This is a genomic window from Micromonospora sp. DT48 (assembly GCF_049844495.1).
Lineage (GTDB): Bacteria > Actinomycetota > Actinomycetes > Mycobacteriales > Micromonosporaceae > Micromonospora.
The window spans coordinates 86,802-111,731 of the sequence record NZ_JBNCLE010000010.1 but is presented as its reverse complement, the minus strand read 5'-3'; the positions used below and the strand labels follow the sequence as shown (position 1 = coordinate 111,731).

The following is a 24,930-nucleotide window of genomic DNA, read 5'->3' as shown; positions in this document are numbered from 1 at the left end:
CGGACACCCCCGCCCCCGCCGCCCCCCGGCTGGCCCTCCCCCCGCCCCTGCTTACAATAAGTTTTGGTCGGTACCGCGCGCGATCCCGACCAAAAGCTCTTGATCAACCAGGGTTTTCGGGGGGCTCCGGGCGAGTGGGTCAGGGGGTTTCGACGATCATGCCAGCACCGACGGTGCGGTTGGTGGTCTCGTCGATGACGATGAAGCCACCGGTGGTGCGGTTGCGGCGGTACTCGTCGGCCAGCAACGGAACGGTGGTCCGCAGCCGGACCCGGCCGATCTCGTTGAGCCGCAACTCGTTCGCCGACTCGTCACGGTGCAGCGAGTTGATGTCGAGGCGGTAGTGCAAACCCCGAACGATCGCCCGCGCGGCACGGGTCGTGTGCTTGATCGCGTACTTGCCGCCGATCTGGAGCGGACGGGTCTCGTCCATCCAGCAGACCATCGCCTCGATGTCCTGAGCCACGGCCGGCGCGTTGTTCGGTCGACAGATCATGTCACCGCGCGAGATGTCGATCTCGTCCGCCAGGCGTACCGTCACCGACATCGGTGGGAACGCCTCCGCGACCGGCCCGTCGGCGGTCTCCACCGCGGCGATCCGGCTGGTGAAGCCCGACGGCAGCACCATCACCTCGTCGCCCGGCTTGAGCACCCCGGAGGCCACCTGACCGGCGTAGCCCCGGTAGTCGGTGACCGTTGTCGACTGGGGACGGATCACGTACTGCACCGGGAAACGGACGTCGACCAGGTTGCGGTCGCTGGCGATGTGCACCCGCTCCAGGTGGTGCAGCAACGCCGGGCCTTCGTACCAGGGCATGTTCTCCGAACGGCTGACGATGTTGTCGCCCCGCAGCGCGGAGATCGGCACGACCGTCAGATCCGGCACGTCCAGCTTCGCGGCGAAGGCGGTGAACTCGTCGGCGATCCGCTCGAAGACCTCCTGCGAGAAGTCGACCAGATCCATCTTGTTGACGCAGAGCACCAGGTGCGGCACCCGCAGCAGCGAGCAGAGGAAGGCGTGCCGGCGGGACTGCTCGACCAGGCCCTTGCGGGCGTCCACCAGGATCAGCGCCAGGTCGGCGGTGGAAGCACCGGTGACCATGTTGCGGGTGTACTGGATGTGCCCGGGGGTGTCGGCGATGATGAACTTTCGCCGGGGGGTGGCGAAATAGCGGTACGCCACGTCGATCGTGATGCCCTGTTCCCGCTCCGCCCGCAGCCCGTCGGTGAGCAGGGAGAGGTCCGTGTACTCGTCGCCCCGGGCCGCGCTGACCGCCTCAACCGCCGCCAACTGGTCGGAGAACAGCGACTTCGTGTCGTAGAGCAGCCGACCGATCAGGGTCGACTTGCCGTCGTCCACACTCCCGGCGGTGGCGAAGCGCAACAGGTCCATCGGCCGTCCGGCCGTCTCGGAACCGGTCGGCGCGAGCGTCTCGGTGGTCATCAGAAGTAGCCCTCCCGCTTGCGGTCCTCCATCGCGGCCTCGCTGACCCGGTCGTCGCCCCGGGTCGCCCCGCGCTCGGTGATCCGAGTCGCGGCGACCTCCTCGATGACCTTCTCGACCGTGTCCGCGTCGGACCGTACCGCCGCCGTGCAGGAGGCGTCACCCACCGTGCGGTAGCGCACCCGGGCCTTGAACCGCTCCTCACCGGCCCGTGCCGGCAGGAACTCGTTCACCGCGTAGAGCATCCCGTCGCGCTCGACCACCTCACGCTCGTGCGCGTAGTAGATCGACGGCAGCTCGATCTGCTCCCGGGCGATGTAGTGCCACACGTCCAACTCGGTCCAGTTGGACAGCGGGAAGACCCGGATCGACTCGCCCGGATGATGCCGGCCGTTGTAGAGCGCCCACAGTTCGGGCCGCTGGTTCTTCGGATCCCACTGGCCGAACTCGTCCCGGAAGCTGAACATCCGCTCCTTGGCCCGGGCCTTCTCCTCGTCCCGCCGGGCACCGCCGAAGAGGGCGTTGAAGCGGTGCTTCTCCACCGCCTCCAGCAGCACCGGGGTCTGGATCCGGTTACGCGTCCCGTCGGCGGACTCGCGGACCAGGCCGCTGGCCAGCGCCTCCGGCACACTGGCCACGACCAGTTGCAGGCCCAACTCGGCCACCCGCCGGTCCCGGTAGTCCAGCACCTCGGGGAAGTTGTGCCCGGTGTCGACATGCATGACCGGAAATGGAATGTGGCTCGGCGCGAACGCCTTCTGCGCCAACCGGAGCATGACGATCGAGTCCTTGCCACCGGAGAAGAGCAGCACCGGTCGCTCCAGCTCGGCGACCACCTCGCGCATCACGAAGATGCTCTCCGCCTCCAGCGCGTCGAGATGGGTGACCTGGTACGCAGCGCTGGTCATGACACCGGCTCGATTCGCTCAGTCATCCGCTTTCCAGACCTTTCCGGTCGGAGATGTCAGGAACTGACGACAGGCTACCCGCAATGCCGCTGCAACGCCGCAAGTAACCGGCTGGCGAGATCCTTGCGGCACACCAACAGGTCCGGCAGACGCGGGTCCGCCTCGTTGTATTTCAGCGCAGAACCATCAATCCGGGAAGCATGCAGCCCGGTGGCCGTCGCCACAGCCACCGGCGCCGCCGAATCCCACTCGTACTGCCCGCCGGCATGGATGTACGCATCCACCTCACCGGTGACCACAGCGGCGATCTTCGCCCCGGCCGAACCCATCGGCACCAACTGCGCCCCGACATCCGCAGCGAGATCGGTCAGGAAAACCGGCGGTCGGCTACGACTCGCCGCCAACCGCACCGGCCCCGCACCACCAGCCACCGGCTCCGGCGTCACCGGCGGAAGGTCCGTCCCCAGCACCCGGCGCTGTGCCGGCAACCCGACCGCACCTGCGACCAGCCCATGCGACGCGGTCGCGTCCCGGGCCCAGAGCGCCACGTGCACCGCCCAGTCCGCGCGCCCCTCCTCGCTGAACTCCCGGGTGCCGTCCAACGGGTCGATGATCCACACCCGGTCGGCGGTCAACCGCGACACCGCACCGGCATCCACCTCGGCCGCCCACGCCAGCCGGGAACCCTCGTCCTCCTCGGAGAGCACCGCGTCACCCGGACGCCACCTCGCCAACTCGGTACGGATCAGCTCATGCGAGACCTTGTCCCCCGCCGACTTCAACGCACCGGCATCGGCGAAACCCAACTCCGCCCGCAGGCCCAACAACGCCCGCCCGGCACGATCCGCCAGCCACCGCGCGAACGCCCCGTCGCTCATCGGTGGACCGCTCATGCTTCCGCTCCCGTCGCCACCAGCCGCGTACGCCGAGCAGCCGGCCCCGCCCGACCGCCGAACCCGCACCCTACCGGGCAATCGGCGAACCCGGCCTCCGTAGTCCGCCCCTTGACACAACGCGACGCCCAGGCCGAGCCCAGGCAGCCGACATCGACGGTCGGATCAGGCCCCGTGGTACAGGTTCTGCGTGGGCTCCACACCCCGGATGACCACGGATTCCACGACATCTGCGGCCCGGTCCACCAGAAAGTCCAACTCCTTGCGCTCCACGGTGCCGAAATCCGACAGCACGTAGTTCGCCGGATCCTGCCGCCCCGGCGGACGGCCGATCCCGAACCGCACCCGCACGTAATCCTTCGTGCCCAACGACTTCGACATCGACCGAAGGCCGTTGTGCCCGCCCTCGCCACCACCACACTTGACCCGAACCTGGCCGAAACCGATGTCGAGTTCGTCGTGCACCGCGATCACCCGCCCCGGCGGCACCTTGTAGAACTGCGCCAGGCCAGCCACCGGCCCACCCGACAGATTCATATAGGTCAGCGGCTTGACCAGCACCAGCTTCGGCCCGCCCAACCCCAGCCGCCCCTCGGCGACATCCGCCATCACCCGGCGATGGCGGCCAAACCGGCCACCCAGCCGGTCCGCCAGAAGGTCGGCCACCATGAACCCGACATTGTGCCGATTGCCCGCGTACTCCCGACCCGGGTTACCCAGGCCGACCACCAACCACGGCCCGGTCTCGTCCGTCATCGCCCGACCTTCCCGCTCCCGACGGCGGTCAACCACCCACCACCGTGTCGATCACCCGATACGCCGACAGGCGCCCCCGAAATCCGGGGACGCCTGCCGCAAACTGAACCGCGAGACGATCAGGCCTCGGTACGGGCCTCGGTGCCCGCCTCGCCCTCGGCAGCCGGTGCCTCGGCAGCACCCTCGGTGACCTCGCCAACCTCGGCCTCGGCCTCCTCGGTGGCCTCCTCGGTCTCGGGCAGCGTCGCCTCCAGCTGCTCGGCCGTCGGCGCGGCGGTGACCGTCGCGATCGCCAACTCCGGGTCGGCGGCCAGCTCCACACCCGCCGGCAGCGCCACATCGGCGGCGGTGACCTGGGAACCCGCCTCGGCACCCTCGACCGAAGCCTCCAGGGAATCCGGCACCTTGGTGGCGTCGGCGGTCACCGAGAGGGTGTCGTGGTCGTGCACGATCAGCGTGTCCCGGGCCGCCTCACCCGTGAGCTGCACCGGCACATCCACGGTGACCTTCTCACCGCGACGCACCAGCAGCAGGTCGACGTGCTCGAACGTGTCCTTGATCGGGTCACGCTGGATCGCCTTCGGCAGGGCCAGCGCCTGGGTGCCGTCGCTGACGTCGATGGCGAAGAGCTGGTTGGCGCCACCCTTACGGATCGCGGCCGCGAACTCGCGGGCCGGCAGCGCGATGTGCTTGGGCTTCTCGCCATGGCCGTACAGCACGGCGGGCACCTTGCCGGCCCGGCGGGTACGGCGGGCACCACCCTTGCCGAACTCGGTACGGGGCTCGGCGCTGATCTTTACCTCGGACACGGGGAAACTCCTGATGCTTCGCTGCGGCAGCTTGTCGTCTGGCGGTGCTGGGCGGGGGGCTCGCAGGGGCTCATGCGTCAGAAGACTGCCCGGAGCACCGCGTCGATCACGGTGCCTCCGTGCGGCGCTTCGCAGCGGCCCGCAGGGCACCCTCGCCGTGGCAACCGCACCAGTCTACCCGAGCGCTTTCCAAGCCTTCCGGCAGTCCCCGTAACCCCCGCCCGGCACCAGCCCGACGGATCAACCGCGCGACGTGCTCAGCTCAGCCCACCGAAGAGGGTGGTAACCGAACCGTCGTCGAAAACCTCGCGGATCGCCCTGGCCAGCAGCGGCGCGATCGACAACACGGTGAGCTTGTCGAGCTGCTTCTCCGGCGGCAACGGCAGCGTGTTGGTCACCACGACCTCGCTGATCGGGCTGTTCTTCAACCGCTCGGTCGCCGGATCGGAGAGCAACGCGTGGGTGGACGCCACGATCACGTCCGCCGCACCCGCCTCCCGCAGGATGTCCGCCGCCTTGCAGATCGTGCCGCCCGTGTCGATCATGTCGTCGACGATCAGGCAGACCCGATCCTCGACCTCACCGACCACCCGGTTCGCCACCACCTGGTTCGGCTTCATCGGATCCCGGGTCTTGTGGATGAACGCCAGCGGGCAACCGCCCAACCGGTCCGTCCACCGCTCGGCCACCCGCACCCGACCCGAGTCCGGCGCGACAACGGTCATCGGCCGACCCGCGTACTTGCGCTCCACGTACTCGGCCAGGATGTCCATCGCGAAGAGGTGGTCCACCGGGCCGTCGAAGAAACCCTGGATCTGCGCGGTGTGCAGGTCCACGGTGAGGATCCGGTTCGCCCCGGCGGTCTTCAGCAGGTCCGCGACCAGCCGCGCCGAGATCGGCTCCCGACCGCGGTGCTTCTTGTCCTGCCGGGAGTACGGATAGAACGGCAGGACGACCGTAATCCGCTTCGCCGAACCACGCTTCAACGCGTCGATCATGATCAGGGTCTCCATGACCCACGTGTTCACCCCGTGCGTGACGGACTGCACCACGAAGGCGTCCGAACCACGCACCGAGTCCTTGAACCGTACAAAGATCTCGCCGTTGGCGAACTCGTACGCGTCGGCAGGCGTCGGCGCGACGCCGAGCACCTCACCGATCTCCTTGGCCAGCTCCGGAAAGCCACGTCCGGAAAAGAGCATCAGGCTCTTGCGGTTTTCGGCGACGATGCTGCCCATGGGCCCGTCTGCTCCCGTATTCGGTAGGCGGTACCCGGCCTGCGCGGTGGTGGTGCGGCCGGGGCTATTCGGTTGCAGTATCTCCCGCCTCGGGCGTCCCGCCTACTGACTCGGCGGTGCCGTGGATTGCCTCACCTTGACTTGCGGACGACGGCGTCGCAGGAGCACCCTGCGCACCCCGCAAGGCGCGCTCGGCCGCAGCCGCGGAAGGCGTGCCCGGACGCTTGCGCGCCACCCACCCCTCCAGACTGCGCTGCGTCGCCCGGCTGACCCCCAGCGCCCCCGGCGGCACGTCCTTGCTGATCGCGCTACCCGCCGCCACGTACGCCCCGGCACCCACCTCGACCGGCGCGATCAGGTTCGTGTCGCACCCCACGAAGGCCGCCTCGCCGACCACGGTGCGGTGCTTGTTCACCCCGTCGTAATTCACGAAGATCGTCGCCGCGCCGATGTTCGCCCGAGCCCCGATCGTCGCGTCACCCACGTAGGACAGGTGCGGCACCTTGGCGCCGGCACCCACCTCGGAGTTCTTCACCTCGACGAACGTGCCGACCTTCGACCGCTCCGCCAACCGCGCGTCCGGCCGCAGGTACGCGTACGGCCCGACGCTGGCCTCCGGACCCACCTCGGCGCCGACCGCGTGGCTGCGCAGCACCGTCGCGCCGGGCCCCACCACCGTGTCGATCAGCGTCACGTCCGGCCCGACCACCGCACCGCTGCCGACCACCGAACCACCACGCAGCTGGGTGTTCTGATCCACCACCGCGTCGCGATCCAGCGCCACCGTCACGTCGATCCAGGTGGTCTCCGGGTCGAGCAGGCTGACCCCGGCACGCATCCAGTGCTCGTTGACCCGGTCGCGCAGCAGACGACGCAGCGCCGCCAGCTCCACCCGGTCGTTGCAACCGAGCGTCTCGGTGTGGTCTGCCGCCACATGCACGCCCACCGGCTCGCCAGCGGAGACCAGCAGCTTGAAGACGTCGGTGAGGTACTCCTCGCCCTGGTCGTTGTCGGTCGACAACTTGCCGAGCACATCCCGCAGCCGGGCCGCGTCGAACGCGTAGATGCCGGCGTTGATCTCACGTACCGCCAACTGGCGCGGGGTGGCGTCCCGCTGCTCCACGATCTGTTCCAGGCGACCGGACGCGTCCCGCACGATGCGGCCGAGCCCGGTCGGGTCCGGCACCTCCGCGGCGAGCACCGTCGCGGCGGCACCCTCGCTCTCGTGGGCGGTGACCAGCTCGACGACCGTCTCGGGCCGCAGCAGCGGCACATCGCCGTTGAGCACCACCACAGTGCCGGTGACCTCGGGAGCCGCCTCCAGCGCGATCCGCACGGCGTGCCCGGTGCCGAGCTGCTCCGCCTGGTGGACCGCGGTGGCCTCCGGGGCGATCTCGGCCAGGTGGGCGCGGACCTGGTCGGCACCGTGCCCGACCACCACCAGGGTGCGCGCCGCCTCCAGCGGGTCGGCCGCGTTGAGGACGTGACCCACCAGGGTCCGCCCAAGCATCGGGTGCAACACCTTGGGCAGCGAAGACTTCATCCGCTTGCCCTCACCCGCGGCAAGCACGACGACGGTACGGGGGTGGGGCTCGGACACGACGTGGCTCCCGTCGGAACGCGGACAGTCTCGCGGCCATGCTAACCGGACAAACCGGCCTGGTCGGCAGGGGCACGAGGATCGGCAGTTGCGGGTATCTGCTGGGGTGCCTGGATTCGAACCAGGAGCTCAAGGCTCCAAAGGCCTGCGGGTTGCCGTTACCCCACACCCCATTGACATGTCAAGCCAACAGCCCGCATCAACTGACGAACGTACGCCCAGCCGCGGACCGGAACAGCTCGGCGATCATACCCTCTATTCGCCAGTAGAGCTCGCGGCTACGCGGCACGTTGATCACGAGGCAGCCTCGGTACCCGTCGCCGACATTCCGGCGGACGGTCGTGGGGTTGTGCTTCTTCAGGCTCGCCCGGCGAAAGCGCTCGCGCGGCACCGCCAGCTCGGCCGCCCACCACTCGGCGGCCGCGTCCGGGTCGGCCGTCTCGTGGATGCTCACCCGGTAGGTCGGTGCAGCGCGGTCGACTCCGCAGGCTTCGAGGAAGCGAAGAAAGAGCGAAAGCAGCCCCGGATCGCTTGACGAACTGGACGTGGTCATCCCGACGCCACGGCTTCGACTTAGTGCCCTCGCACCAGTAGATCGCCGCTCCGAGGAGAAGCAGGTCCCGCTCGTCGAGCTCGCCGACCACCCGCGCGGCGAGCCCGTGCGCCTCCGCCTGCGCCTCGTCCCGTGCCGCACGGTGGGCCGACCACCACGACTCGGCCATCGCCCTCCCCCGCTGACGCCGACGCTCCCGCTCACTCTGCGAGTCCCGTTCGGACGCAAGTTGCCGGGTCCACAGGTAGGCGGTAGACCGGCTCACCCCGAGTCGTCTCGCGATCTCCGGAACCGAATGCCCCGTCGACCGAAGCGTCGCCGCCTCGGCACGCAGGTCGTCCTTCGCCCTGGGGCGTCGTACCCGTTGCGGAGCCGGGACGCCCCGCAGCAGGTCGTAGATCCGGTTGCGGCCAAGCCCCGTACGCGCGCGGATCTCACGCACCGACAGTTGCTCCTCGGTGCGCAGTCGGCGCACCTCGGTGGCGTCGAAACCAGTCATGTGGTGCAGGTCAGGACGAGCGTACGACAGATCCGGCATCCATTCTTGTCGCTGCCTGATGTGATCTACCAGGGGCGTAAGTTACGGTGACGTAGGCGTAGATTCGCGATCCGACGTTCCTGTGAGGTGCCATGTCCAACGCCCTTCTCGACCCTCACCCGGCCGGCCCCAAACCCCTTACTCAGGGCACCCAGTCACGCGGCATCCTGATCGCGCTGTGGTCGTTCGTGGTGATCCCGTTCGCGGCGCTGATCGCCGCCGTTCCCGTGGCCTGGGGTGGCTGGCTCAGCTGGGTCGACGTGGGCATCGCGGCCTTCTGGTACGTGGTGTCGGGCCTGGGCATCACGGTCGGATACCACCGCTACTTCACCCACGGCTCGTTCAAGGCGAAGCGGTGGCTGCGCATCGCGATGGCCGCCTCGGGCTCGCTCGCCGTGCAGGGCGAGATCATCCAGTGGGTGGCCGACCACCGGCGGCACCACGCCTTCTCCGACCTGGACGGGGACCCGCACTCACCGTGGCGGTTCGGTGAGAGTGTGCGGGGCCTGATCAAGGGGCTGTTCCATGCGCACATGGGCTGGCTGTTCGGTCGCGAGCTGTCCAACCGGGAGCGTTTCGCCCCGGACCTGCTGGCCGACCGGGACATCCGGCGGATGGACAAGTTCTTCCCGGTGCTGGTGATCGTCTCGGTGCTCGGGCCAGCGGCGATGGGTTGGCTGTTGACGTGGTCCTGGCAGGGGGCGTTGACCGCGTTGTTCTGGGCCGGTCTGGTCCGCATCTCGCTGCTGCACCACGTCACCTGGTCGATCAACTCGGTGTGCCACGTGTACGGGGAGCGGCCGTTCATGATGCGCCACGGTGACCGGGCGGCGAACTTCTGGCCGCTGGCACTGGTGTCCTTCGGGGAGAGCTGGCACAACCTGCACCACGCCGATCCGACGAGCGCCCGGCACGGCGTCCTACGGGGGCAGATCGACATCTCGGCCCGGGTGATCTGGTTGTTCGAGAAGGTGGGCGCGGCATGGGACGTGCGTTGGCCGAAGCCGGAACGGATCGCGGCGAAGCTGGCGAAGCCGGCGGCGTAGGCGCGGCCAGGGTTACCGGGCAGCCACCCCGCAAGTTACCTGGCAGTATGTCCGGGTGGACGGGCGGAAAGCAGGCAGCATCCCACGACAGGGCGTCACCGAGCGCCAGCGAGGTGACGAGATGGTCGAGGCTCCCAAGGCAGCAGGCGGCAAGCGGCGGCGGGCGGTGCCCGCGTCGGCCAAGCCGGCGTCCCGGGTACGCATGTCCGCCGCTCAGCGTCGCGAGCAGCTGATCTCGATCGGTCGGCAGATCTTCGCCGAGCGCGGCTTCGACGCCACCTCCATCGAGGAGGTGGCGTCGCGGGCGAAGGTGTCCAAGCCGGTGGTCTACGAGCACTTCGGCGGCAAGGAAGGGCTCTACGCGGTGGTGGTGGACCGGGAGGTCCGGTCCCTGCTGGACCGGATCACCACGGCGCTGACCGCAGGTCATCCCCGGGAGTTGCTGGAGCAGGCCGCGCTGGCCCTGCTCGGCTACATCGAGGAGGAGACCAGCGGTTTCCGGGTGTTGGTGCGGGAGTCGCCGGTCCTCTCGGCGACCGGCAACTTCAGCAGCGTGATGAACGACGTCGCGCACCAGGTGGAGCACATCCTCGGCGCCGAGTTCTCCAGTCGTGGGTACGACCCGAAGCTGGCCGAGTTGTACGCGCAGGCGCTGGTGGGCATGGTCGCCTTGACCGGCCGCTGGTGGCTGGAGGTGCGGAAGCCGCGTAAGGAGACGGTTGCCGCGCACCTGGTGAATCTCTCCTGGAACGGGTTGTCGAACCTGGAGGCCAAGCCGGGACTGATCACCGCGGGCGGCCACTGACGGTCAGCGGCGGCGGTGCATCTCGGCGACGGGGTGGTACCGGCGGTTCCGCTCGGCCTCGGCGTCCTCGTGTGGGCCGACCTTGTCGTAGAGGCCGGTGCCGAGCAGCACCAGCCCGAAGATCATCGAGACGACCACCGTCGACATGGAGAAGTTCAGGAAGTTCGCGTCGGTCTGTAGCACCGACATCATCAGGATGCTGGTGACCAGGAAGACGACTCCGGCGGTGAGGTTCATGTAGTGGCCGAGGTTGCCACGCCGGGACGCGCCGATGATGAGCACGGCTCCGAAGACGATGGAGACCAGTGAGAAGGCCAGGTTGGTGCGGAGACCGAGGGCCCAGTCGCCGTTGCGCCCGAAGAGCGGTTGGCCCCAGGTGAGGGCGGTGCCCCAGACGCCGAAGACCAGGATGTAGAGCCCGATCAGACCGGACAGCGCCCGGTAGAACGGCCGCGCCGGATGGTTGACCGGAAAGTGCGGCATCGGCTCCTCCACGCGAAGCGGGACAATAACGACATCGTCCCCCAACCACGCGGTTCGCGTCCCTCAAACACCGAATCCCGGCCGCAAGGTTGCCCGAGCCCCCTCCGGCATCCCCAAGATCACCGCTCCCGGCCGTGCGCTCCGTACGGATGCGCAACCCGGACAGGTTTTCGCCGGAGCCCGGCCCGCGCAGGGATCAAGCCTGACCGCCCGGAGCGGGCCGGGCTCCGGCGGAAACCCAACCAGAACAGGAACAGCTCAGAGCACGAGCCGAGCCTGCTGCCACGCCTCGTGCTCCTCGTCGGTGCCGACCTTGCTGTACATGCCGGCCATCAGCAGCACCAGGCTGAGCACCATGTTGACGATCACCGTGGCGACGCTCAGGTTGAAGATGTTGGCCTCGGTGCGGATGAAGGCGAGCCCGGCCAGGCTGACCACCATGATCAGGTACGCCGACCACTGGTTGACCAGCACGTCGAGGTTGCGCCCGATGGCGGTGCCGGCCAGCACGAGCGCGCCGATCGCGAGGCTGAACACGGAGAAGCCGAGGTTCGTGCCCTGCCCCAGGGCCCGCATGTCGCCCTGGCCGAAGAAGGGCTCACCGGTGCTGGTCAGGAGGCCGATCACACCGAAGGCCACCAGGTACAGGCCGATCAGGCCGCCGATCGCCCGGTAGATCGGCCGCGCGGGGTGGTTGACGGGGGTGTGGGCCATGTCTGTGTCTCCAACGCCGTTGGGTGAGGGTCGACGAGGATTCTCCCGCATCCGGCCATGTGACGCCGCACACGGGGTCCTGGCAGCGGCGTCGACCGCTGGTGGACCGGGTGCCGCAACCTCGGCCGTAGGAACAGCCGAGTCGGGTGGCTCAGGTGGCGGGGATCTCGTCGGCCAGGGTGAGCCACGCCTGCTCGGCCGCCTCCCGTTCGCCGCGTACCTGGGTGAGCTGGGCGTCCAACTCGGCGACCTTGGTGTAGTCGGTGGCGTTCGCGGCGAGTTGGTCGAGCAGCGCGGCCTCCTTCTGTTCCAGCTTGCCGATCTGCCGTTCGAGGCGGGTTAGTTCCTTGCGGGCCTGCCGGGCCTCGGCGGCGCTCATCCCACCGCCGCCGGCCGGCGGGGTGGTCGGGGCCACGGGTGCCGGGGTACGCCCGGGTCCTGGCCGGTCGGTGCTGCGGGCGAGGTACTCCTCGACCCCGCCGGGCAGGTGCACCAGCCGGCCGTCACCGAACATGCCGTACACCGAGTCGGCCACCCGCTCGATGAGGTACCGGTCGTGGCTGGCCACCACGATCGTGCCGGGCCAGGAGTCGAGCAGGTCCTCCAGGGCGGCCAGGGTGTCGGTGTCGAGGTCGTTGGTGGGCTCGTCGAACAGCAGCACGTTCGGTTCGCCGGCGAGCAGTCGCAGCATCTGTAGCCGACGTCGCTCACCACCGGAGAGGTCACTGACCGGGGTCCAGAGCCGCCGGTCGTCGAAGCCGAACACCTCGGCGAGTTGGGCGGCGGAGATCTCCCGGTCACCGAGCCGAACCCGTCGGGCGACCTCCTCGACCGCTTCGAGTACGCGCAGTTCGCCGGGGAGTTCGGCGAGTTCCTGGGAGAGGAACGCAGGACGTACGGTGCTGCCGGTGATCAGTCGACCGCCGTCGGGGCGGGTGACACCGGCGAGCATCCGCAGCAGGGTGGTCTTGCCCGCGCCGTTGGCACCGAGGATGGCGACCCGGTCGCCGGGGCCGACCTGCCAGGTGACGCCGTCGAGGATGGTCTTGGGACCGGCGTGCAGCCGGACGTCTTCCAGGTCGTACACCTGTTTGCCGAGCCGGGCGGTGGCCAGCCGTTGCAACGACATGGTGTCGCGCGGCGGCGGCACGTCGGCGATGAGGGCGTTGGCGGCGTCGATGCGGAACTTCGGCTTGGAGGTGCGGGCCGGTGGGCCACGCCGCAGCCAGGCGATCTCCTTGCGGAGCAGGTTCTGTCGGCGGGCCTCGGTGGCGGCGGCGACGCGTTCCCGTTCGGCCCGAGCGAGGATCCAGGCCGCGTAGCCGCCTTCGTAGGCGCGTACGGTCTGGTCGGCGACCTCCCAGGTGGTGGTGCAGACGGCGTCGAGGAACCAGCGGTCGTGGGTGACCACGACCAGGGCACCCTTGCGGCTGAGCAGGTGCCGGGCCAGCCAGTCGACACCGCTGACGTCGAGGTGGTTGGTGGGCTCGTCGAGGATGAGCAGGTCGGCGTCGCGGACCAGCAGGGCGGCCAGGGCCACCCGGCGGCGCTCACCGCCGGACATCGGCCCGACCGGGGCGTCGAGGCCCAGGTGGGGCATGCCGAGCCCGGCGAGGATGCCGCGTACCCCGGCGTCGCCGGCCCACTCGTGCTCCGCGCCCATGCTCTCGGTGAGCCATTCGGTGCCGAGGACGACGTCGCGGACGGTGGCCTCGGGGCTGAGGGTGAGGTTCTGCGGCAGCCAGGCGACCCGCAGGTCGCGGCGGTGGGTGACGCGGCCGTCGTCGGGTTCCTCGGTGCGGGTCAGCAGGCGCAGCAGAGTGGACTTGCCGGCCCCGTTGAGGCCGACGACGCCGATCCGGTCGGCGTCGTCCAGGCCGAGCGAGACATCGGTCAGCAGTGGCCCGGCCGCGCCGTAGCCCTTGGATACCCGGTCCAGGTTGACGATGTTGGCCACATACCCACCTTTCATGATCAAGGCGTCCCGGTGCCGGGGGGCACCTGGGGACGCCTGTCGTTCAAGGGTACGCGGACGGGTCGGCGGCGGCCGGGGGGCGTCAGGTGATCCGGGCGCCGGGTACCGGTCCGTGGGCGGTGCGGGCCTGGCGGCACACCCCGGCGGACTCCAACTCGGCGGCGACGCGTTCGGCGTGGGCGGCGTCGGTGGCGAGGAACACACAGGTGGGCCCGGAACCGGAGACGATGCCGGCCAGCGCACCGGCCGCCTCGCCGGCCTTCAGCGTGGTGGCCAGCGACGGCCGCATGGCCAGGGCGGCGTCCTGGAGGTCGTTGCCGAGGGTCGGGGCGAGCACCCGGGGGTCACGCTGCCGTAGCGCGGCGAGCAGACCGTCGGTGCTGCCCAGGGGTGGCCCGGCGGCACCGGCCTCGCGGAGCCGGTCGAGTTCCCGGTACGCCTGTGGGGTGGACAGCCCGCCGTCGGCGATGGCGACCACCCAGTGCCAGGAGGTGGGGCGGGCCAGCACCGGGCTGACCGCCTCGCCCCGGCCGGTGCCGAGCGCGGTACCGCCGTGGATCAGGAAGGGCACGTCCGAGCCGAGGTCGGCGGCGATGCTCGCCAGTTCGTCACGGGACAGCCCGGTGCCCCAGAGCGCGTCGCAGGCGACCAGGGTGGCTGCGGCGTCGGCGCTGCCGCCGGCCAGCCCACCGGCCAACGGGATCTGCTTGCGCAGGTGCAGTCGGGCGTGTGGCATCACACCGGCGTATCCGGCGAGGGCGTGCGCCGCCCGGATGATCAGGTTGGAGTCGTCGAGGGCGAGTTCCCCGGTGCCCTCGCCCTCCATGGTGAGGGTCAGCGTGTCACCACGTCGGGCGGTCAACTCGTCGTAGATCGAGATCGCGTGGTAGACGGTGTTCAGTTCGTGGTAGCCGTCCCGACGCAGCGGGCCGACCCCCAGGTGCAGGTTGACCTTGGCGGGCACCCGTACCCGGACGGGACCGCTCGCCCCGCGCGGCTCATCGTCATCCGGACGCCAGGCCTCGGTCACGGGGTGCTGCCCCGAACAGGCAACCGCAGGTCGAACGGCTTGGTCACGATCAGCTCCTCGGGCACGGCCTCAGCCTACTGTGCTGCCGTCGCGCGGCTCGGAGCCGACGCGGCCACGGCGGCGAACTGCTCGACGGTGAGTGACTCGCCACGGGCGCCCGGATCGACGCCGGCGGCGGTGAGCGCGGCGGCGGCCCGGTCGGCACCGCCGGCCCAGCCGGCCAGGGCCGCTCGCAGGGTTTTGCGGCGCTGGGCGAAGGCGGCGTCCACCACCGCGAAGACCTCGTTGCGGGGGACGTCGGCGCGGGGCGGTTCGCGGCGGGTGAAGGCGACCAGACCCGAGTCGACGTTGGGCACCGGCCAGAACACGTTCGGCGGGACCTTCCCGGCGGGGCGGGCGTGGGCGTACCAGGCGAGCTTCACCGACGGGATGCCGTAGACCTTGGAGCCGGGACCGGCCACCAGCCGATCGGCGACCTCTTTCTGCACCATCACCAGGCCGTGCCGGAGGCTGGGTAGCTCGGCGAGCAGGTGCAGCACCACGGGCACGGCGACGTTGTACGGCAGGTTCGCCACCAACGCGGTGGGTGCCGGGTCGGCCAGGTCGGCGGCGGTGATCCGCAGTGCGTCCCCGTGATGCACGCTGAGCCGCTCGGCGGCCGGGCCGGCGTGGCGGGCCGCGGTGTCGGCGAGCGCGTCGGCCAGCGTGGCGTCGATCTCGACGGCGTGCACGTGGGCGGCGGCGGGCAGCAGGGCGAGGGTGAGCGAGCCCAACCCGGGGCCGACCTCCAACGCCACGTCGTCGGGGGTGAGGGCGGCGGTGGCGACGATCCGGCGCACCGTGTTGGGGTCGTGTACGAAGTTCTGGCCGAGCTTCTTGGTGGGCGCGACGCCGAGCCGGGCGGCGAGGTCCCGGATCTCCGCCGGGCCGAGCAGGTCTGCGGCCATAACCCGACAGCGTACGGGTCAGCCGGTGACGTCGGCCGAGCGCCAGCCACCGAAGGCCCGTTCGCCGGTGGCCGAGATGGCTTCGCAGAGTTCGTCGAGGTCGGCGCCGGTGACGGCGGCCAACGCCCGGACGGTCAGCGGGATGAGGTACGAGGCGTTGGGGCGGCCTCGGTGCGGGACGGGGGTGAGGTACGGCGCGTCGGTCTCCACCAGGATCTGGTCGAGTGGGGTCAGCGCGGCTGCTTCGCGCAGCGCCCCGGCGCTGGCGAAGGTGACCGTGCCGGCGAAGCTGAGTAGGTAGCCCCGGCGGACGCATTCGGCGGCGAACTCGGCGTCACCGGAGAAGCAGTGCAACACCACCGTGTCGGGAGCGCCCTCGTCGTCGAGGATGCGCAGCACGTCGGCGTGCGCGTCCCGGTCGTGGATCACCAGCGTCCGGCCGTACCGCTTGGCGATGGCGATGTGCGCCCGGAAGCTCTCCTCCTGTGCGGCGCGGCCGTCGTCACCGGTGCGGAAGTGGTCCATGCCGGTCTCGCCGATGCCGCGTACCCGGTCCTGACCCGCCAGTGCCTCGATCTCGCGCAGGGCTTCGTCGAGGTCGGCCAGCCGGGGCGCCTCGTTGGGGTGCAGCGCGACAGTGGCCAGCACCGCCGGGTAGCGGCTGGCCACCTCGGCACCCCAGCGGGAGGAGGCGACGTCGACGCCGACCTGCACCAGCCGGTCCACCCCGACGGCGGCGGCGACGTCGATGGCCGCCGCGACCGGGTCGTCGGCGCTGCCGCCACCGGGCACCCCGGCCTCGCTGACGGTGATGTCGAGGTGGGTGTGGCTGTCCAGTACCGGCCGGGGCAGCGGCTCGGGCGCGGGTGGGAACTCTCCGGCGCGGCGGGCGGCGCGCTGGCTACGGGATTCGGTTGGCTCGCTCATCTCCTCGACAGCATCACACACGGGACGAGTGCACCGGCCGCCACCCGGAGTGCCCCGAACGGGGCGGGGCGGGGCACCGGCCCCGGCGGTGCGGATCGGGTGGTGGGTCGGCCAGCCGGACCCGGGCCGGGCAGGAATATCACCCGCCCGGCCGGGAAGGCTCGGTCTTTCCGCTGACAGGAGGACCGAGATGCCCTTCATCACCGTGGGGACGGAGAACTCCGCGCCCATCGACCTGTACTACGAGGACCACGGGTCGGGTCAGCCGATCGTGCTGATCCACGGGTTCCCCTTCAACGGGGCGACCTGGGAGAAGGTCTCCGGACCGCTGCTCGACGCCGGCTACCGGGTGATCACGTACGACCGACGCGGCTTCGGCAACTCGGCGCAGCCGGCGTTCGGGTACGACTACGACACCTTCGCCGCCGACCTCGACGTGCTGATGACGGAGTTGGACCTGCGCGACGCGATCCTGGTCGGCCACTCGATGGGTACCGGGGAGGTGACCCGTTTCCTGGGCGCGTACGGCTCGGAGCGGGTGGACCGGGCGGTGTTGTTGGCACCGCTGGCGCCGTATCTGCGGCAGGCGCCGGACAACCCCGAGGGGGTCGAGGCGAGCCTCTTCGAGGGGTTCAAGCAGGCGATCCAGCAGGACCGGTTCGCCTACCTCACCCAGTTCTGCGAAGCCTTCTTCAACTACAGCGAGAACAAGGGCAAGCTGGTCAGCGAGGAGGCGCACCGGGCGCACTGGCAGATCGGCGCGCAGGCGTCGGCGTTCGCCACGTACCACTGCGTGGACGCCTGGGGTACCGACTTCCGGGCCGACGTGTCGCGGATCGACGTGCCGGTGCTGATCGTGCAGGGCGACCAGGACAACGTGCTGCCGTACCCGAAGACCGGCCAGCGGTTGCAGCCGATGCTCGCCGACAGCCGGCTGGTCACCCTCAAGGGCGCGCCGCACGGCATTCCGTGGACGAACGCCACCGAGGTGAACCAGGCGATCATGGAGTTCATCGGCTCGCCGACCATGGCCCGCGCCTGATCCGGTCAGGGGCGGGTGCGGGCGTGGACCGGGTCACGCCGGGCCGCGGGGCCACGCGATGGGCGCGACCCGGTCGGGGTCACGCCCATCGCGGCGTCGGTCAGCTTTCCAGCCGGGCCAGTTCCTCGTCCACGATCGAGGGGTCGAGCTTGCGGAAGACGGGCTTGGGCGCCGCGAGGGGGCGACCCACCACGAGCGGTACGGACTCCCAGCGCGCGCCCTGGGTGTAGTCGCCGGTCAGCACCGGGTACCCGGGCCCGCCGTCGAGGTCGTCGACCTCTTCGATCACCGGCATCGGGGCGTGCACCCCGGTGCCGCCGAGCAGCTCGTGGATCTTCTGCGCGGAGTGCGGCAGGAACGGGGTGAGCAGCGTGTTGGCGTCGCTGACCACCTGAAGGGCGACGTGCAGGATGGTGCCCATCCGGGGCTTGTCCGCCGCGTCCTTGAGCTTCCACGGCGCCTGCTCGGAGAGATACTTGTTGGCCTCGGCGACCACCTTCATCGCCTCGCCGATGGCCTGCTTCTGCCGGTGCCGGGCGATCAGGTCGCCGACCGTGCCGAAGCCGGCGCGCGCCACGGCCAGCAGCGTCTCGTCGGCCTCGGTGAGCCCGTCCGGCCCGATCGGCGGGATCTCGCCGAAGTTCTTCGCCGCCATGGAGATGGACCGGTTGACCAGGTTGCCCCAGCCCGCGACCAGTTCGTCGTTGTTGCGGCGCAGGAACTCGGCCCAGGTGAAGTCGGTGTCGTTGTTCTCCGGCCCGGCCACCGCGATGAAGTAGCGCAACGCGTCGGCGTCGTACCGCTGGAGGAAGTCCCGGACGTAGATGACCACCCGGCGGGACGAGGAGAACTTGCGGCCCTCCATGGTCAGGAACTCGCTGGAGACCACCTCGGTGGGCAGGTTGAGCTGCCCGAGTCGGCCCGGTTCGCCGCCCCGGCTGCCCTCACCGGAGTAGCCGGCGAGCAACGCGGGCCAGATGACCGAGTGGAAGACGATGTTGTCCTTGCCCATGAAGTAGTAGGCCTGGGCGTCACCGGACGCGGCGAGGTCCGGCCCGTCCAGGTGGTTCCAGTACTTCCGCCACGCCTGCGGGTCTCCGGTGCGGCGGGCCCACTCGATGGACGCGGAGAGGTAGCCGATGACGGCGTCGAACCACACGTAGATGCGCTTGTCGGTGCGCTCGCGCCAGCCTTCGAGCGGGATCGGGACGCCCCACTCCAGGTCCCGGGTGATGGCGCGGGGGTGCAGGTCGTCCAGGAGGTTCTTGGAGAAGCGCAGCACGTTCGGCCGCCAGCCCTCCCGGGTGTCCAGCCACTTGCGCAGCACGTCGGCCAGGGCGGGCAGGTCGAGGAAGAAGTGTTCGGTCTCGACGAACTCCGGCGTCTCCCCGTTGATCTTCGATCGCGGGTTGACCAGGTCGATCGGGTCGAGTTGGTTGCCACAGTTGTCGCACTGGTCGCCCCGGGCGCTGTCGTAGCCGCAGATCGGGCAGGTGCCCTCGATGTACCGGTCGGGCAGGGTCCGGCCGGTGGACGGCGAGATGGCGCCCATGGTGGTCTTCGGCACGATGTACCCGTTGCGGTACATCCCCTCGAACAGCTCCTGCACCACGGCGTAGTGGTTGCCGGTGGTGGTGCGGGTGAACAGGTCGTAGGAGAGGCCGAGGCCGTGCAGGTCCTCGACGATCACCCGGTTGTACCGGTCGGCCAGTTCCCGTGGCTTCAGCCCTTCGGCGTCGGCCTGCACCTGGATCGGCGTGCCGTGCTCGTCGGTGCCGGACACCATGAGTACGTCGTGGCCGGCCATCCGCATGTATCGGGCGAAGACGTCGGAGGGTACGCCGAAACCGGAGACGTGGCCGATGTGGCGTGGGCCGTTGGCGTACGGCCAGGCCACCGCCGCGAGAACGTGACTCATGGACAGAAAGCCTAGTGACCCTCGCGCAGGGCCCGCGAACCAATAGGGCCCGTCGGTCGGTGTGGTGCCCCAGACCGGGTCAGCAATTCGTCCGAAATGTCGCCGACACGCTGCCTGAGCTGCCCGATCATCCCCCCGTACCGGTGTCCAATGAACGCGTGACTGGCAGCCGAGCCGCCCGAGAGCACTCCGACGGCCCTCCCTCCGACGCCGGGCCGGACACCACCGCGCCGCCGCGTACCCCGGCGGTGGCGCCGCAACCCCGCACGGTGCCGTCGCCCGATGGCGAGACCGGGCCGGACCGGGCCGAGCCCGCCACCGTCGAGTTGCGGCACGTGGTCGAGGTGGAGCCGACGACCGGCGCGCCGGTGGACACGCTGCCGCGTCGGGTTCCGGTCCGGGCGAGCGGACGCCCGCGTCGCCGACAGGTGTCGTTCGACGATGATCCGCCGGAGGAGGACTCCTTCTGGGCACCGATCGAGGAGGTGCACTGGGACGGCACACCGGTCCGACCGGAGACGCCCGGCAGGGGTGAGCCGTGGTGGCGGCGGTTGCGGCCGGTCCGCCGCCGGGAACGGAGCAACCATCCACCGGACCCCTGGGCGGGGCTGTCCGCCATGATCGGGTTGAGCCTCGCGGCGGCCTTCTTCGCCTGGGTCAGCGCCGGACCGCTCTGGGTCGCCGTCGGGCACGCCACCTCCGGCACGGTGATCGTCACCGGGTGCACCGGCGACGGCCTGACCCAGCGCTGCCGGGGCATCTTCACGGCGGCCGACGAGGAGTTCCGGACCCACGGCGTACGAGTCAGCGGGGTACCCCGGGACCGCACCGCGCCCGGTTCCGCCCTACCCGCCCGGGTGACCGGCCCGGACGGGCACGTCGCGTACGCCGACCGCGGGGTGGGCGCGCAGTTGCGCTGGCTGCTCGGGATGCTCGGTGTGCTCGGCTGCGCGGTGGGCATCGCCCGCTGGACCGGCGCGACCCGGCTGCCCGACCCCACCGAACGGCGCTGGGCGATCGCCGCCTCGGTGGCCGGTCCGCTGCTGACCACGTTCGGGTTCCTGATCGCGGCCTGGTGATCGCCGACGGTCGCGGGATACCCGAGCGCGGTTCACTGGTGCACGAGCGTGTAGACGTCGCGGCGACGCAGCCCGTACGCGGTCGCGACGTCCGTGATCGCGTCCCGACGGCTGAGTCCGGCCGCCTCCCGCTCGGCCACCGCCGCGCGCAGGGCGTCATCGTCGGGACGGGCGGCGGGGGTGGCCGGAGCGCCGGCCACGACCAGGGTGATCTCGCCGCGCGGCTCGCCGTCGGTGGCCCACCGGGCGAGTTCACCGAGCGGGCGACGCAGCACCTCCTCGTACGTCTTGGTCAGCTCGCGGCACACTGCGGCGGGGCGATCGGCGCCGAACGCGTCGGCCAGGTCGGTCAGCGTGGCGGCGATCCGGTGCGGCGCCTCGAAGAAGACCAGCGTGCGCTCCTCGGCGGCGAGCGCCCGCAGCCGGGCCCGCCGGGCACCGGCGGAGCGGGGCAGGAACCCCTCGAAGCAGAACCGGTCGCAGGGCAGCCCGGAGAGGGCGAGGGCGGTGGTGACGGCGCTGGGACCGGGCGCGGCGGTGACCGGCACCCCGGCGTCCAGGGCGGCCCGGACCAGGCGGTAGCCGGGGTCGGAGACGCTGGGCATGCCACCGTCGGTGACCAGCGCGACGACGTATCCCTCGGTGAGCACGTCGACCAGTTCCGGGGTACGCCGCTCCTCGTTGCCCTCGAAGTAGGAGACGACGCGACCGGCGATGGTCACGTCGAGGTCGCGGGCGAGCCGGTGCAGCCGACGGGTGTCCTCGGCGGCGACCACGTCGGCGGCGGCGAGCACCTCCCGGAGTCGGGTGGAGGCGTCGGCGGGGTTGCCGAGCGGCGCGCCGAGGAGGACCAGGCGGCCAATTTCGGACATTTCACCCAATGTGCCGCGCTCCTTCATCGAAGGTCGTACCGGATATGGGGACGACAGGCACCACCGACCCCTTCCGCAGCCTACGATCGCCGGGTGACGAGTGCGTCGACAGCACAGAGCGCGAGCCCCGACCAGCCCTCGGAGCCGACAGCGACCACAGCCGCCGGCACCGATCCGCCGACGGGCGGGATACCGGCGGCGATCCGTCGCCGGCTGGCCACCGTCGAGGCCGGGTTGAACGACCGGTCGTGGTTGGCCACGGCGGTCGTGGTGGCCATCGCGGCGGTCCTCCGGTTCGCGAACCTCAGTCATCCACCGGGCAAGATCTTCGATGAGGTCTACTACGCCCGGGACGCCTGGGGGCTGGTCGACAAGGGCGTCGAGTGGAACTACCAGAACAACGCCCCGTCGTACGTCGTCCACCCGCCGCTGGGCAAGTGGTTGATCGGCCTCGGCGAGTGGGCCTTCGGCTACAGCGACGCCGAGCACGGCATCCTGGTGCCCGGAAACCTGTTCACCACCGCACCGGAGTTCGGCTGGCGCTTCTCGGCGGCACTGGTGGGCACCCTGTCGGTGCTGCTGCTGGTCCGCATCGGCCGCCGGATGTTCCGCTCCACGGTGCTCGGCTGCGCCGCCGGTCTGCTGCTCGCGGTGGACGGGTTCCACCTGGTGCTCTCCCGTACCGCGCTGCTCGACATCTTCCTGCTCTTCTTCGTGCTGGCCGCCTTCGGCGCGCTGGTGCTCGACCGGGACGCCACCCGCCGCCGCTGGGCGCGGGCCCTGGAGTCCGGGCTGGATCCGACCGCTCCGGGGCGCGCCGGTCGACCGCCCGGCGGCTGGCGGAACTGGCCCTGGTGGCGGCTGGCCACCGGCGTGCTGCTCGGCTGCGCCTTCGCGGTGAAGTGGAGCGCGCTGTTCTTCGTACCGGTCTTCGCGCTGCTGATGTTCCTCTGGGACGTCGGTGCCCGAAAGTCGGCCGGGGTACGCCGGCCGTGGCGGGACACGCTGCTCGACGGCGTGCCGTGGATGGTGCTCGCCGGCCTGGCGATGGCGGTCACCTACGTCGCGACCTGGTCCGGTTGGCTGTTCAGCCAGGAGGGCTACTACCGGCTCGCCGAGCGGTACCCGGACGCCAACCTCAGCGATAAGCCGATCATCGGCCCGCTGTGGAACCTGGTGCAGTACCACCAGGCCGCACTCGGCTTCCACAACCAGCTCGACGACCCGCACAAGTACCAGTCGTGGCCATGGCAGTGGCTGCTGCTGGGCCGCCCGGTGGCGTTCCACTGGACCGGCGACGGCCCCTGCGGCGCGGCGAGCTGCGCCGAGGAGGTGCTGCTGCTGGGCACCCCGCTGCTGTGGTGGTCGTTCCTGCCCGCGCTGGTGGCGCTGATCTGGCTCGGGCTGGCCCGGCGGGACTGGCGGGCCGGGGCGATCCTGCTCGCCGTGGCGGCCGGGCTGCTGCCCTGGTACTGGTTCGCCCTCGAGGGCCGGACGATGTTCTCCTTCTACGCCGCGCCCGTGGTGCCGTTCCTGGTGCTCGCCGTGGTCTACGTGCTGGGTGCCGTCGCCTCGCCAGCGGGGATGAGCGGCACCCGAGCGGTGACCGGCCCAGACGAGGAGGCGAGTCGGGACCGCCGACTGGTCGGCAGTGTGGTCGCCGGGGCGTACGTGGTGTTGGTCGTCCTCTGCTTCGCGTACTTCTACCCGATCTTCGTGGGCCTGACGATGCCGTACGAGGACTGGTCGGCGCGGATGTGGCTGGACGGTCGCTGGATCTGACAACGCGATGGGCCCGTACGCCTCGGCGTACGGGCCCATCGTCGACACATAGGACGCGCCCCGATCGCCTGCCACGGGGGAAGCGGGCGATTGGGGCGCGCACCAGCAGCTTAACCACCCGCGACCGGGGGCACAACGGGGCAGCACCGGTCAGATTTCCGACGAATGCCGAATGCGACAAGAAGTCAGGTGACCGCTGCCGCTGGGTTACTCCGTGCCGACTATGCGCCGTCGAAGAGTGACCGGACGACATCGGGCTGAACCGTTCCGTCCAGCCACGCAGCTGTCCACCGAATCGCCGGACAGCGATTTCCGCCCCGCTTGAACGATCATCCGGGATGGGAACTCAGTGCCCTTTGGGGCGACGCGGCAACCAGCCGAAGAACCGGTCCTGCAATGACGTCGAACCGGCGGCGTGCAGATCCTCGACCGCAGAGGCGAGACAGGCACCCAGGTAGACGCTGAGCATCGCGCGGTCCATGCCGTACTCGGCCAGCAACTGCTCTCGTTTGGGCTCACACGGCCATTGGGCGTCACAGGTGCCACACATCCATCCGGGGGTCACCGGGGCGTGTTCGTCCGCCCGACCGGGTGGGGTGCTGCCCTCCGCCTCCGCCACCGTGACACCCGGTCGATCCGCAACACCCGTCATCGCGTTCCCTTCCGCCTCCACCGGCGACGGCGGGCCGCCGCCCGCCGTCGGGTCGACCCTCCCCGTGCACACAGTCAGCGAACGGGGACGCTCCGGTGTTACAGGATTGCGGTACGTTGACCAACCATGGCCGCCGCGAACCGCCCCAACCGGATGCCGTCACCGCCGGGCACCCGCACCGGCTCCACCGACCGCAGATACCAGCCGGGAGCCACCGGTGCGTGATCTTCTCCCGTCCACCGTCGCGGTGGCCGTGGCAGCTGAGGGCGACTGGACCGGACAGCTGCACGAGGCCGAGGCCGCCTGTCTGGGAGATCGTGCGGTGGAAAGCCGCCGCCGCGACTTCACAGCCGGCCGGGTGTGCGCCCGGCGCGCCATGGCCGCGTTGGGGCTCCCGCCGGTCGCCGTACCGGCCGCCGCCGACCGCTCCCCCGTCTGGCCGACGGGAACGGTCGGCACCATCACCCACACCCACGGCTACTGTGCCGCAGCCGTCGCCCGCCGCGAGGAGATCCGGGCCGTCGGCATGGACGCCGAGCAGCACCGGGAACTCAGCGCGGGCGTACGCCGCCTGATCTGCCTGCCCGAGGAGGACGAGCAGATCGCGCGACTGCCGACCGACGTCTTCTGGCCGGCGGTGGTCTTCAGCGCGAAGGAGACGGTGTACAAGGTGTGGCATCCGGTCGTCGGCACCTGGCTCGACTTCCACGACGCGCTGGTGCGCCTCGACCCCGAGGCCGGGACGTTCACCGCGCGGATCGCCCCCGCGCGGATCGCCGAAGCGCCGGTCGACCATCCGCCCGCGCTGGTCACCGGCCGCTTCGCGGTCGAGGCGGGCCTGGTTCGCACCGCCGCCACGCTCGCCGTCCGCTAGGGTCCGAGGCTGAATCCGGGTCACCGAACGGCCGCATGGTGGCCG

Annotated in this window: 23 protein-coding genes, 1 tRNA gene and 1 pseudogene; 6 read left to right on the top strand and 19 right to left on the bottom strand. The window is 70.5% G+C overall.

The features are described 5' to 3' along the window. Window positions 1-139 precede the first annotated feature (139 nt). The 10 genes and pseudogenes from cysN to ACLQ2S_RS13850 all read right to left on the bottom strand — a co-directional run. Complete coding sequence (gene cysN / locus ACLQ2S_RS13895; protein ID WP_155215189.1) at window positions 140-1,444, bottom strand: sulfate adenylyltransferase subunit CysN; 1,305 nt, start codon at window positions 1,442-1,444, stop codon at window positions 140-142. Next, window positions 1,444-2,352: a sulfate adenylyltransferase subunit CysD gene (gene cysD, locus ACLQ2S_RS13890; RefSeq protein WP_155215190.1), complete on the bottom strand. Its 909-nt coding sequence runs from the start codon at window positions 2,350-2,352 to the stop codon at window positions 1,444-1,446. The genes cysN and cysD overlap by 1 nt, the downstream gene beginning before the upstream one ends. A 74-nt stretch (window positions 2,353-2,426) precedes the next feature. Beyond that, the gene (locus ACLQ2S_RS13885) at window positions 2,427-3,245 is read right to left on the bottom strand and encodes an inositol monophosphatase family protein (RefSeq protein ID WP_155215191.1); all 819 of its coding nucleotides are present in this window, start codon (window positions 3,243-3,245) and stop codon (window positions 2,427-2,429) included. A gap of 165 nt (window positions 3,246-3,410) precedes the next feature. Then, on the bottom strand, window positions 3,411-4,001 hold the full coding sequence (gene pth, locus ACLQ2S_RS13880) for an aminoacyl-tRNA hydrolase (protein WP_155215192.1): 591 nt from the start codon (window positions 3,999-4,001) through the stop codon (window positions 3,411-3,413). A 119-nt stretch (window positions 4,002-4,120) separates the two neighbouring features. Beyond that, window positions 4,121-4,810, bottom strand: a complete 690-nt coding sequence (locus ACLQ2S_RS13875; RefSeq protein WP_309222717.1) for a 50S ribosomal protein L25/general stress protein Ctc — start codon at window positions 4,808-4,810, stop codon at window positions 4,121-4,123. Window positions 4,811-5,067: 257 nt separating this feature from the next. Further along, window positions 5,068-6,048, bottom strand: coding sequence for a ribose-phosphate diphosphokinase (locus ACLQ2S_RS13870; protein ID WP_155215193.1), 981 nt, complete (start codon window positions 6,046-6,048; stop codon window positions 5,068-5,070). A 64-nt stretch (window positions 6,049-6,112) separates the two neighbouring features. After that, window positions 6,113-7,648, bottom strand: coding sequence for a bifunctional UDP-N-acetylglucosamine diphosphorylase/glucosamine-1-phosphate N-acetyltransferase GlmU (glmU, locus tag ACLQ2S_RS13865; protein WP_425701815.1), 1,536 nt, complete (start codon window positions 7,646-7,648; stop codon window positions 6,113-6,115). Between the two features lie 101 nt (window positions 7,649-7,749). Next, window positions 7,750-7,821 (bottom strand) — tRNA-Gln (locus ACLQ2S_RS13860). Window positions 7,822-7,847: 26 nt separating this feature from the next. Continuing rightward, window positions 7,848-8,201: a hypothetical protein gene (locus ACLQ2S_RS13855; RefSeq protein WP_425701854.1), complete on the bottom strand. Its 354-nt coding sequence runs from the start codon at window positions 8,199-8,201 to the stop codon at window positions 7,848-7,850. 283 nt (window positions 8,202-8,484) lie between these two features. After that, a pseudogene (locus tag ACLQ2S_RS13850) lies at window positions 8,485-8,700 on the bottom strand (resolvase); the annotation flags it as partial. A gap of 131 nt (window positions 8,701-8,831) precedes the next feature. On the opposite strand from ACLQ2S_RS13850, the gene ACLQ2S_RS13845 reads away from it, so the two are divergent. Next, window positions 8,832-9,785, top strand: coding sequence for an acyl-CoA desaturase (locus ACLQ2S_RS13845; protein WP_155215195.1), 954 nt, complete (start codon window positions 8,832-8,834; stop codon window positions 9,783-9,785). Between the two features lie 121 nt (window positions 9,786-9,906). Then, entirely contained in the window at window positions 9,907-10,590 is a 684-nt protein-coding gene (locus ACLQ2S_RS13840) for a TetR family transcriptional regulator (RefSeq protein ID WP_425701814.1), read from the top strand. Between the two features lie 3 nt (window positions 10,591-10,593). Here the strand turns inward: ACLQ2S_RS13840 and ACLQ2S_RS13835 are convergent, their stop codons facing one another. From ACLQ2S_RS13835 to ACLQ2S_RS13810, 6 genes are all read right to left on the bottom strand, one after another. Continuing rightward, window positions 10,594-11,073, bottom strand: a complete 480-nt coding sequence (locus ACLQ2S_RS13835) for a DUF4383 domain-containing protein (protein ID WP_155215197.1) — start codon at window positions 11,071-11,073, stop codon at window positions 10,594-10,596. A gap of 258 nt (window positions 11,074-11,331) precedes the next feature. Further along, window positions 11,332-11,787 (bottom strand): DUF4383 domain-containing protein, encoded by a 456-nt coding sequence (locus tag ACLQ2S_RS13830; RefSeq protein ID WP_155215198.1) that lies wholly within the window; start codon window positions 11,785-11,787, stop codon window positions 11,332-11,334. Between the two features lie 151 nt (window positions 11,788-11,938). Beyond that, window positions 11,939-13,744 carry an ABC-F family ATP-binding cassette domain-containing protein gene (locus tag ACLQ2S_RS13825; protein ID WP_309222719.1) on the bottom strand — a complete coding sequence of 602 codons (1,806 nt, stop codon included), beginning with the start codon at window positions 13,742-13,744 and terminating at the stop codon, window positions 11,939-11,941. Between the two features lie 100 nt (window positions 13,745-13,844). Next, window positions 13,845-14,792 (bottom strand): 4-(cytidine 5'-diphospho)-2-C-methyl-D-erythritol kinase, encoded by a 948-nt coding sequence (locus ACLQ2S_RS13820; protein WP_309222720.1) that lies wholly within the window; start codon window positions 14,790-14,792, stop codon window positions 13,845-13,847. A 74-nt stretch (window positions 14,793-14,866) separates the two neighbouring features. Then, window positions 14,867-15,739, bottom strand: a complete 873-nt coding sequence (rsmA, locus tag ACLQ2S_RS13815; protein WP_155215200.1) for a 16S rRNA (adenine(1518)-N(6)/adenine(1519)-N(6))-dimethyltransferase RsmA — start codon at window positions 15,737-15,739, stop codon at window positions 14,867-14,869. A gap of 18 nt (window positions 15,740-15,757) precedes the next feature. Continuing rightward, complete coding sequence (locus ACLQ2S_RS13810; RefSeq protein WP_155215201.1) at window positions 15,758-16,666, bottom strand: TatD family hydrolase; 909 nt, start codon at window positions 16,664-16,666, stop codon at window positions 15,758-15,760. Window positions 16,667-16,856: 190 nt separating this feature from the next. Here ACLQ2S_RS13810 and ACLQ2S_RS13805 point away from each other — a divergent pair, with 190 nt between their 5' ends. Next, entirely contained in the window at window positions 16,857-17,708 is an 852-nt protein-coding gene (locus ACLQ2S_RS13805) for an alpha/beta fold hydrolase (RefSeq protein WP_155215202.1), read from the top strand. A 100-nt stretch (window positions 17,709-17,808) separates the two neighbouring features. Here the strand turns inward: ACLQ2S_RS13805 and metG are convergent, their stop codons facing one another. Next, window positions 17,809-19,626, bottom strand: a complete 1,818-nt coding sequence (gene metG / locus ACLQ2S_RS13800) for a methionine--tRNA ligase (protein WP_155215203.1) — start codon at window positions 19,624-19,626, stop codon at window positions 17,809-17,811. 158 nt (window positions 19,627-19,784) lie between these two features. On the opposite strand from metG, the gene ACLQ2S_RS13795 reads away from it, so the two are divergent. Beyond that, a complete protein-coding gene (locus ACLQ2S_RS13795; RefSeq protein WP_309222721.1) occupies window positions 19,785-20,705 on the top strand; it encodes a hypothetical protein in 921 nt (306 codons plus the stop codon). A 32-nt stretch (window positions 20,706-20,737) separates the two neighbouring features. Here the strand turns inward: ACLQ2S_RS13795 and rsmI are convergent, their stop codons facing one another. Next, entirely contained in the window at window positions 20,738-21,604 is an 867-nt protein-coding gene (gene rsmI, locus ACLQ2S_RS13790) for a 16S rRNA (cytidine(1402)-2'-O)-methyltransferase (RefSeq protein WP_375335286.1), read from the bottom strand. Between the two features lie 66 nt (window positions 21,605-21,670). Here rsmI and ACLQ2S_RS13785 point away from each other — a divergent pair, with 66 nt between their 5' ends. Continuing rightward, the gene (locus ACLQ2S_RS13785) at window positions 21,671-23,359 is read left to right on the top strand and encodes a dolichyl-phosphate-mannose--protein mannosyltransferase (RefSeq protein ID WP_425701813.1); all 1,689 of its coding nucleotides are present in this window, start codon (window positions 21,671-21,673) and stop codon (window positions 23,357-23,359) included. A gap of 346 nt (window positions 23,360-23,705) precedes the next feature. Here ACLQ2S_RS13785 and ACLQ2S_RS13780 read toward each other — a convergent pair whose 3' ends face one another. Continuing rightward, complete coding sequence (locus ACLQ2S_RS13780) at window positions 23,706-23,978, bottom strand: hypothetical protein (RefSeq protein ID WP_425701812.1); 273 nt, start codon at window positions 23,976-23,978, stop codon at window positions 23,706-23,708. Window positions 23,979-24,228: 250 nt separating this feature from the next. Between ACLQ2S_RS13780 and ACLQ2S_RS13775 the strand changes: the two genes are divergently transcribed. After that, complete coding sequence (locus ACLQ2S_RS13775) at window positions 24,229-24,885, top strand: 4'-phosphopantetheinyl transferase family protein (RefSeq protein ID WP_425701811.1); 657 nt, start codon at window positions 24,229-24,231, stop codon at window positions 24,883-24,885. Window positions 24,886-24,930 lie beyond the last annotated feature (45 nt).

Bases quoted from the DNA above. Each gene is read 5' to 3' on its own strand.
- rsmA (WP_155215200.1), bottom strand. From the start codon at position 15,739: ATGGCCGCAGACCTGCTCGGCCCGGCGGAGATCCGGGACCTCGCCGCC.
- rsmI (WP_375335286.1), bottom strand. From the start codon at position 21,604: ATGAAGGAGCGCGGCACATTGGGTGAAATGTCCGAAATTGGCCGCCTG.
- ACLQ2S_RS13855 (WP_425701854.1), bottom strand. From the start codon at position 8,201: ATGACCACGTCCAGTTCGTCAAGCGATCCGGGGCTGCTTTCGCTCTTT.
- metG (WP_155215203.1), bottom strand. From the start codon at position 19,626: ATGAGTCACGTTCTCGCGGCGGTGGCCTGGCCGTACGCCAACGGCCCA.
- ACLQ2S_RS13840 (WP_425701814.1), top strand. From the start codon at position 9,907: ATGGTCGAGGCTCCCAAGGCAGCAGGCGGCAAGCGGCGGCGGGCGGTG.
- ACLQ2S_RS13845 (WP_155215195.1), top strand. From the start codon at position 8,832: ATGTCCAACGCCCTTCTCGACCCTCACCCGGCCGGCCCCAAACCCCTT.
- ACLQ2S_RS13805 (WP_155215202.1), top strand. From the start codon at position 16,857: ATGCCCTTCATCACCGTGGGGACGGAGAACTCCGCGCCCATCGACCTG.
- pth (WP_155215192.1), bottom strand. From the start codon at position 4,001: ATGACGGACGAGACCGGGCCGTGGTTGGTGGTCGGCCTGGGTAACCCG.
- ACLQ2S_RS13830 (WP_155215198.1), bottom strand. From the start codon at position 11,787: ATGGCCCACACCCCCGTCAACCACCCCGCGCGGCCGATCTACCGGGCG.
- ACLQ2S_RS13870 (WP_155215193.1), bottom strand. From the start codon at position 6,048: ATGGGCAGCATCGTCGCCGAAAACCGCAAGAGCCTGATGCTCTTTTCC.
- cysD (WP_155215190.1), bottom strand. From the start codon at position 2,352: ATGACCAGCGCTGCGTACCAGGTCACCCATCTCGACGCGCTGGAGGCG.
- ACLQ2S_RS13885 (WP_155215191.1), bottom strand. From the start codon at position 3,245: ATGAGCGGTCCACCGATGAGCGACGGGGCGTTCGCGCGGTGGCTGGCG.
- ACLQ2S_RS13810 (WP_155215201.1), bottom strand. From the start codon at position 16,666: ATGAGCGAGCCAACCGAATCCCGTAGCCAGCGCGCCGCCCGCCGCGCC.
- ACLQ2S_RS13835 (WP_155215197.1), bottom strand. From the start codon at position 11,073: ATGCCGCACTTTCCGGTCAACCATCCGGCGCGGCCGTTCTACCGGGCG.
- cysN (WP_155215189.1), bottom strand. From the start codon at position 1,444: ATGACCACCGAGACGCTCGCGCCGACCGGTTCCGAGACGGCCGGACGG.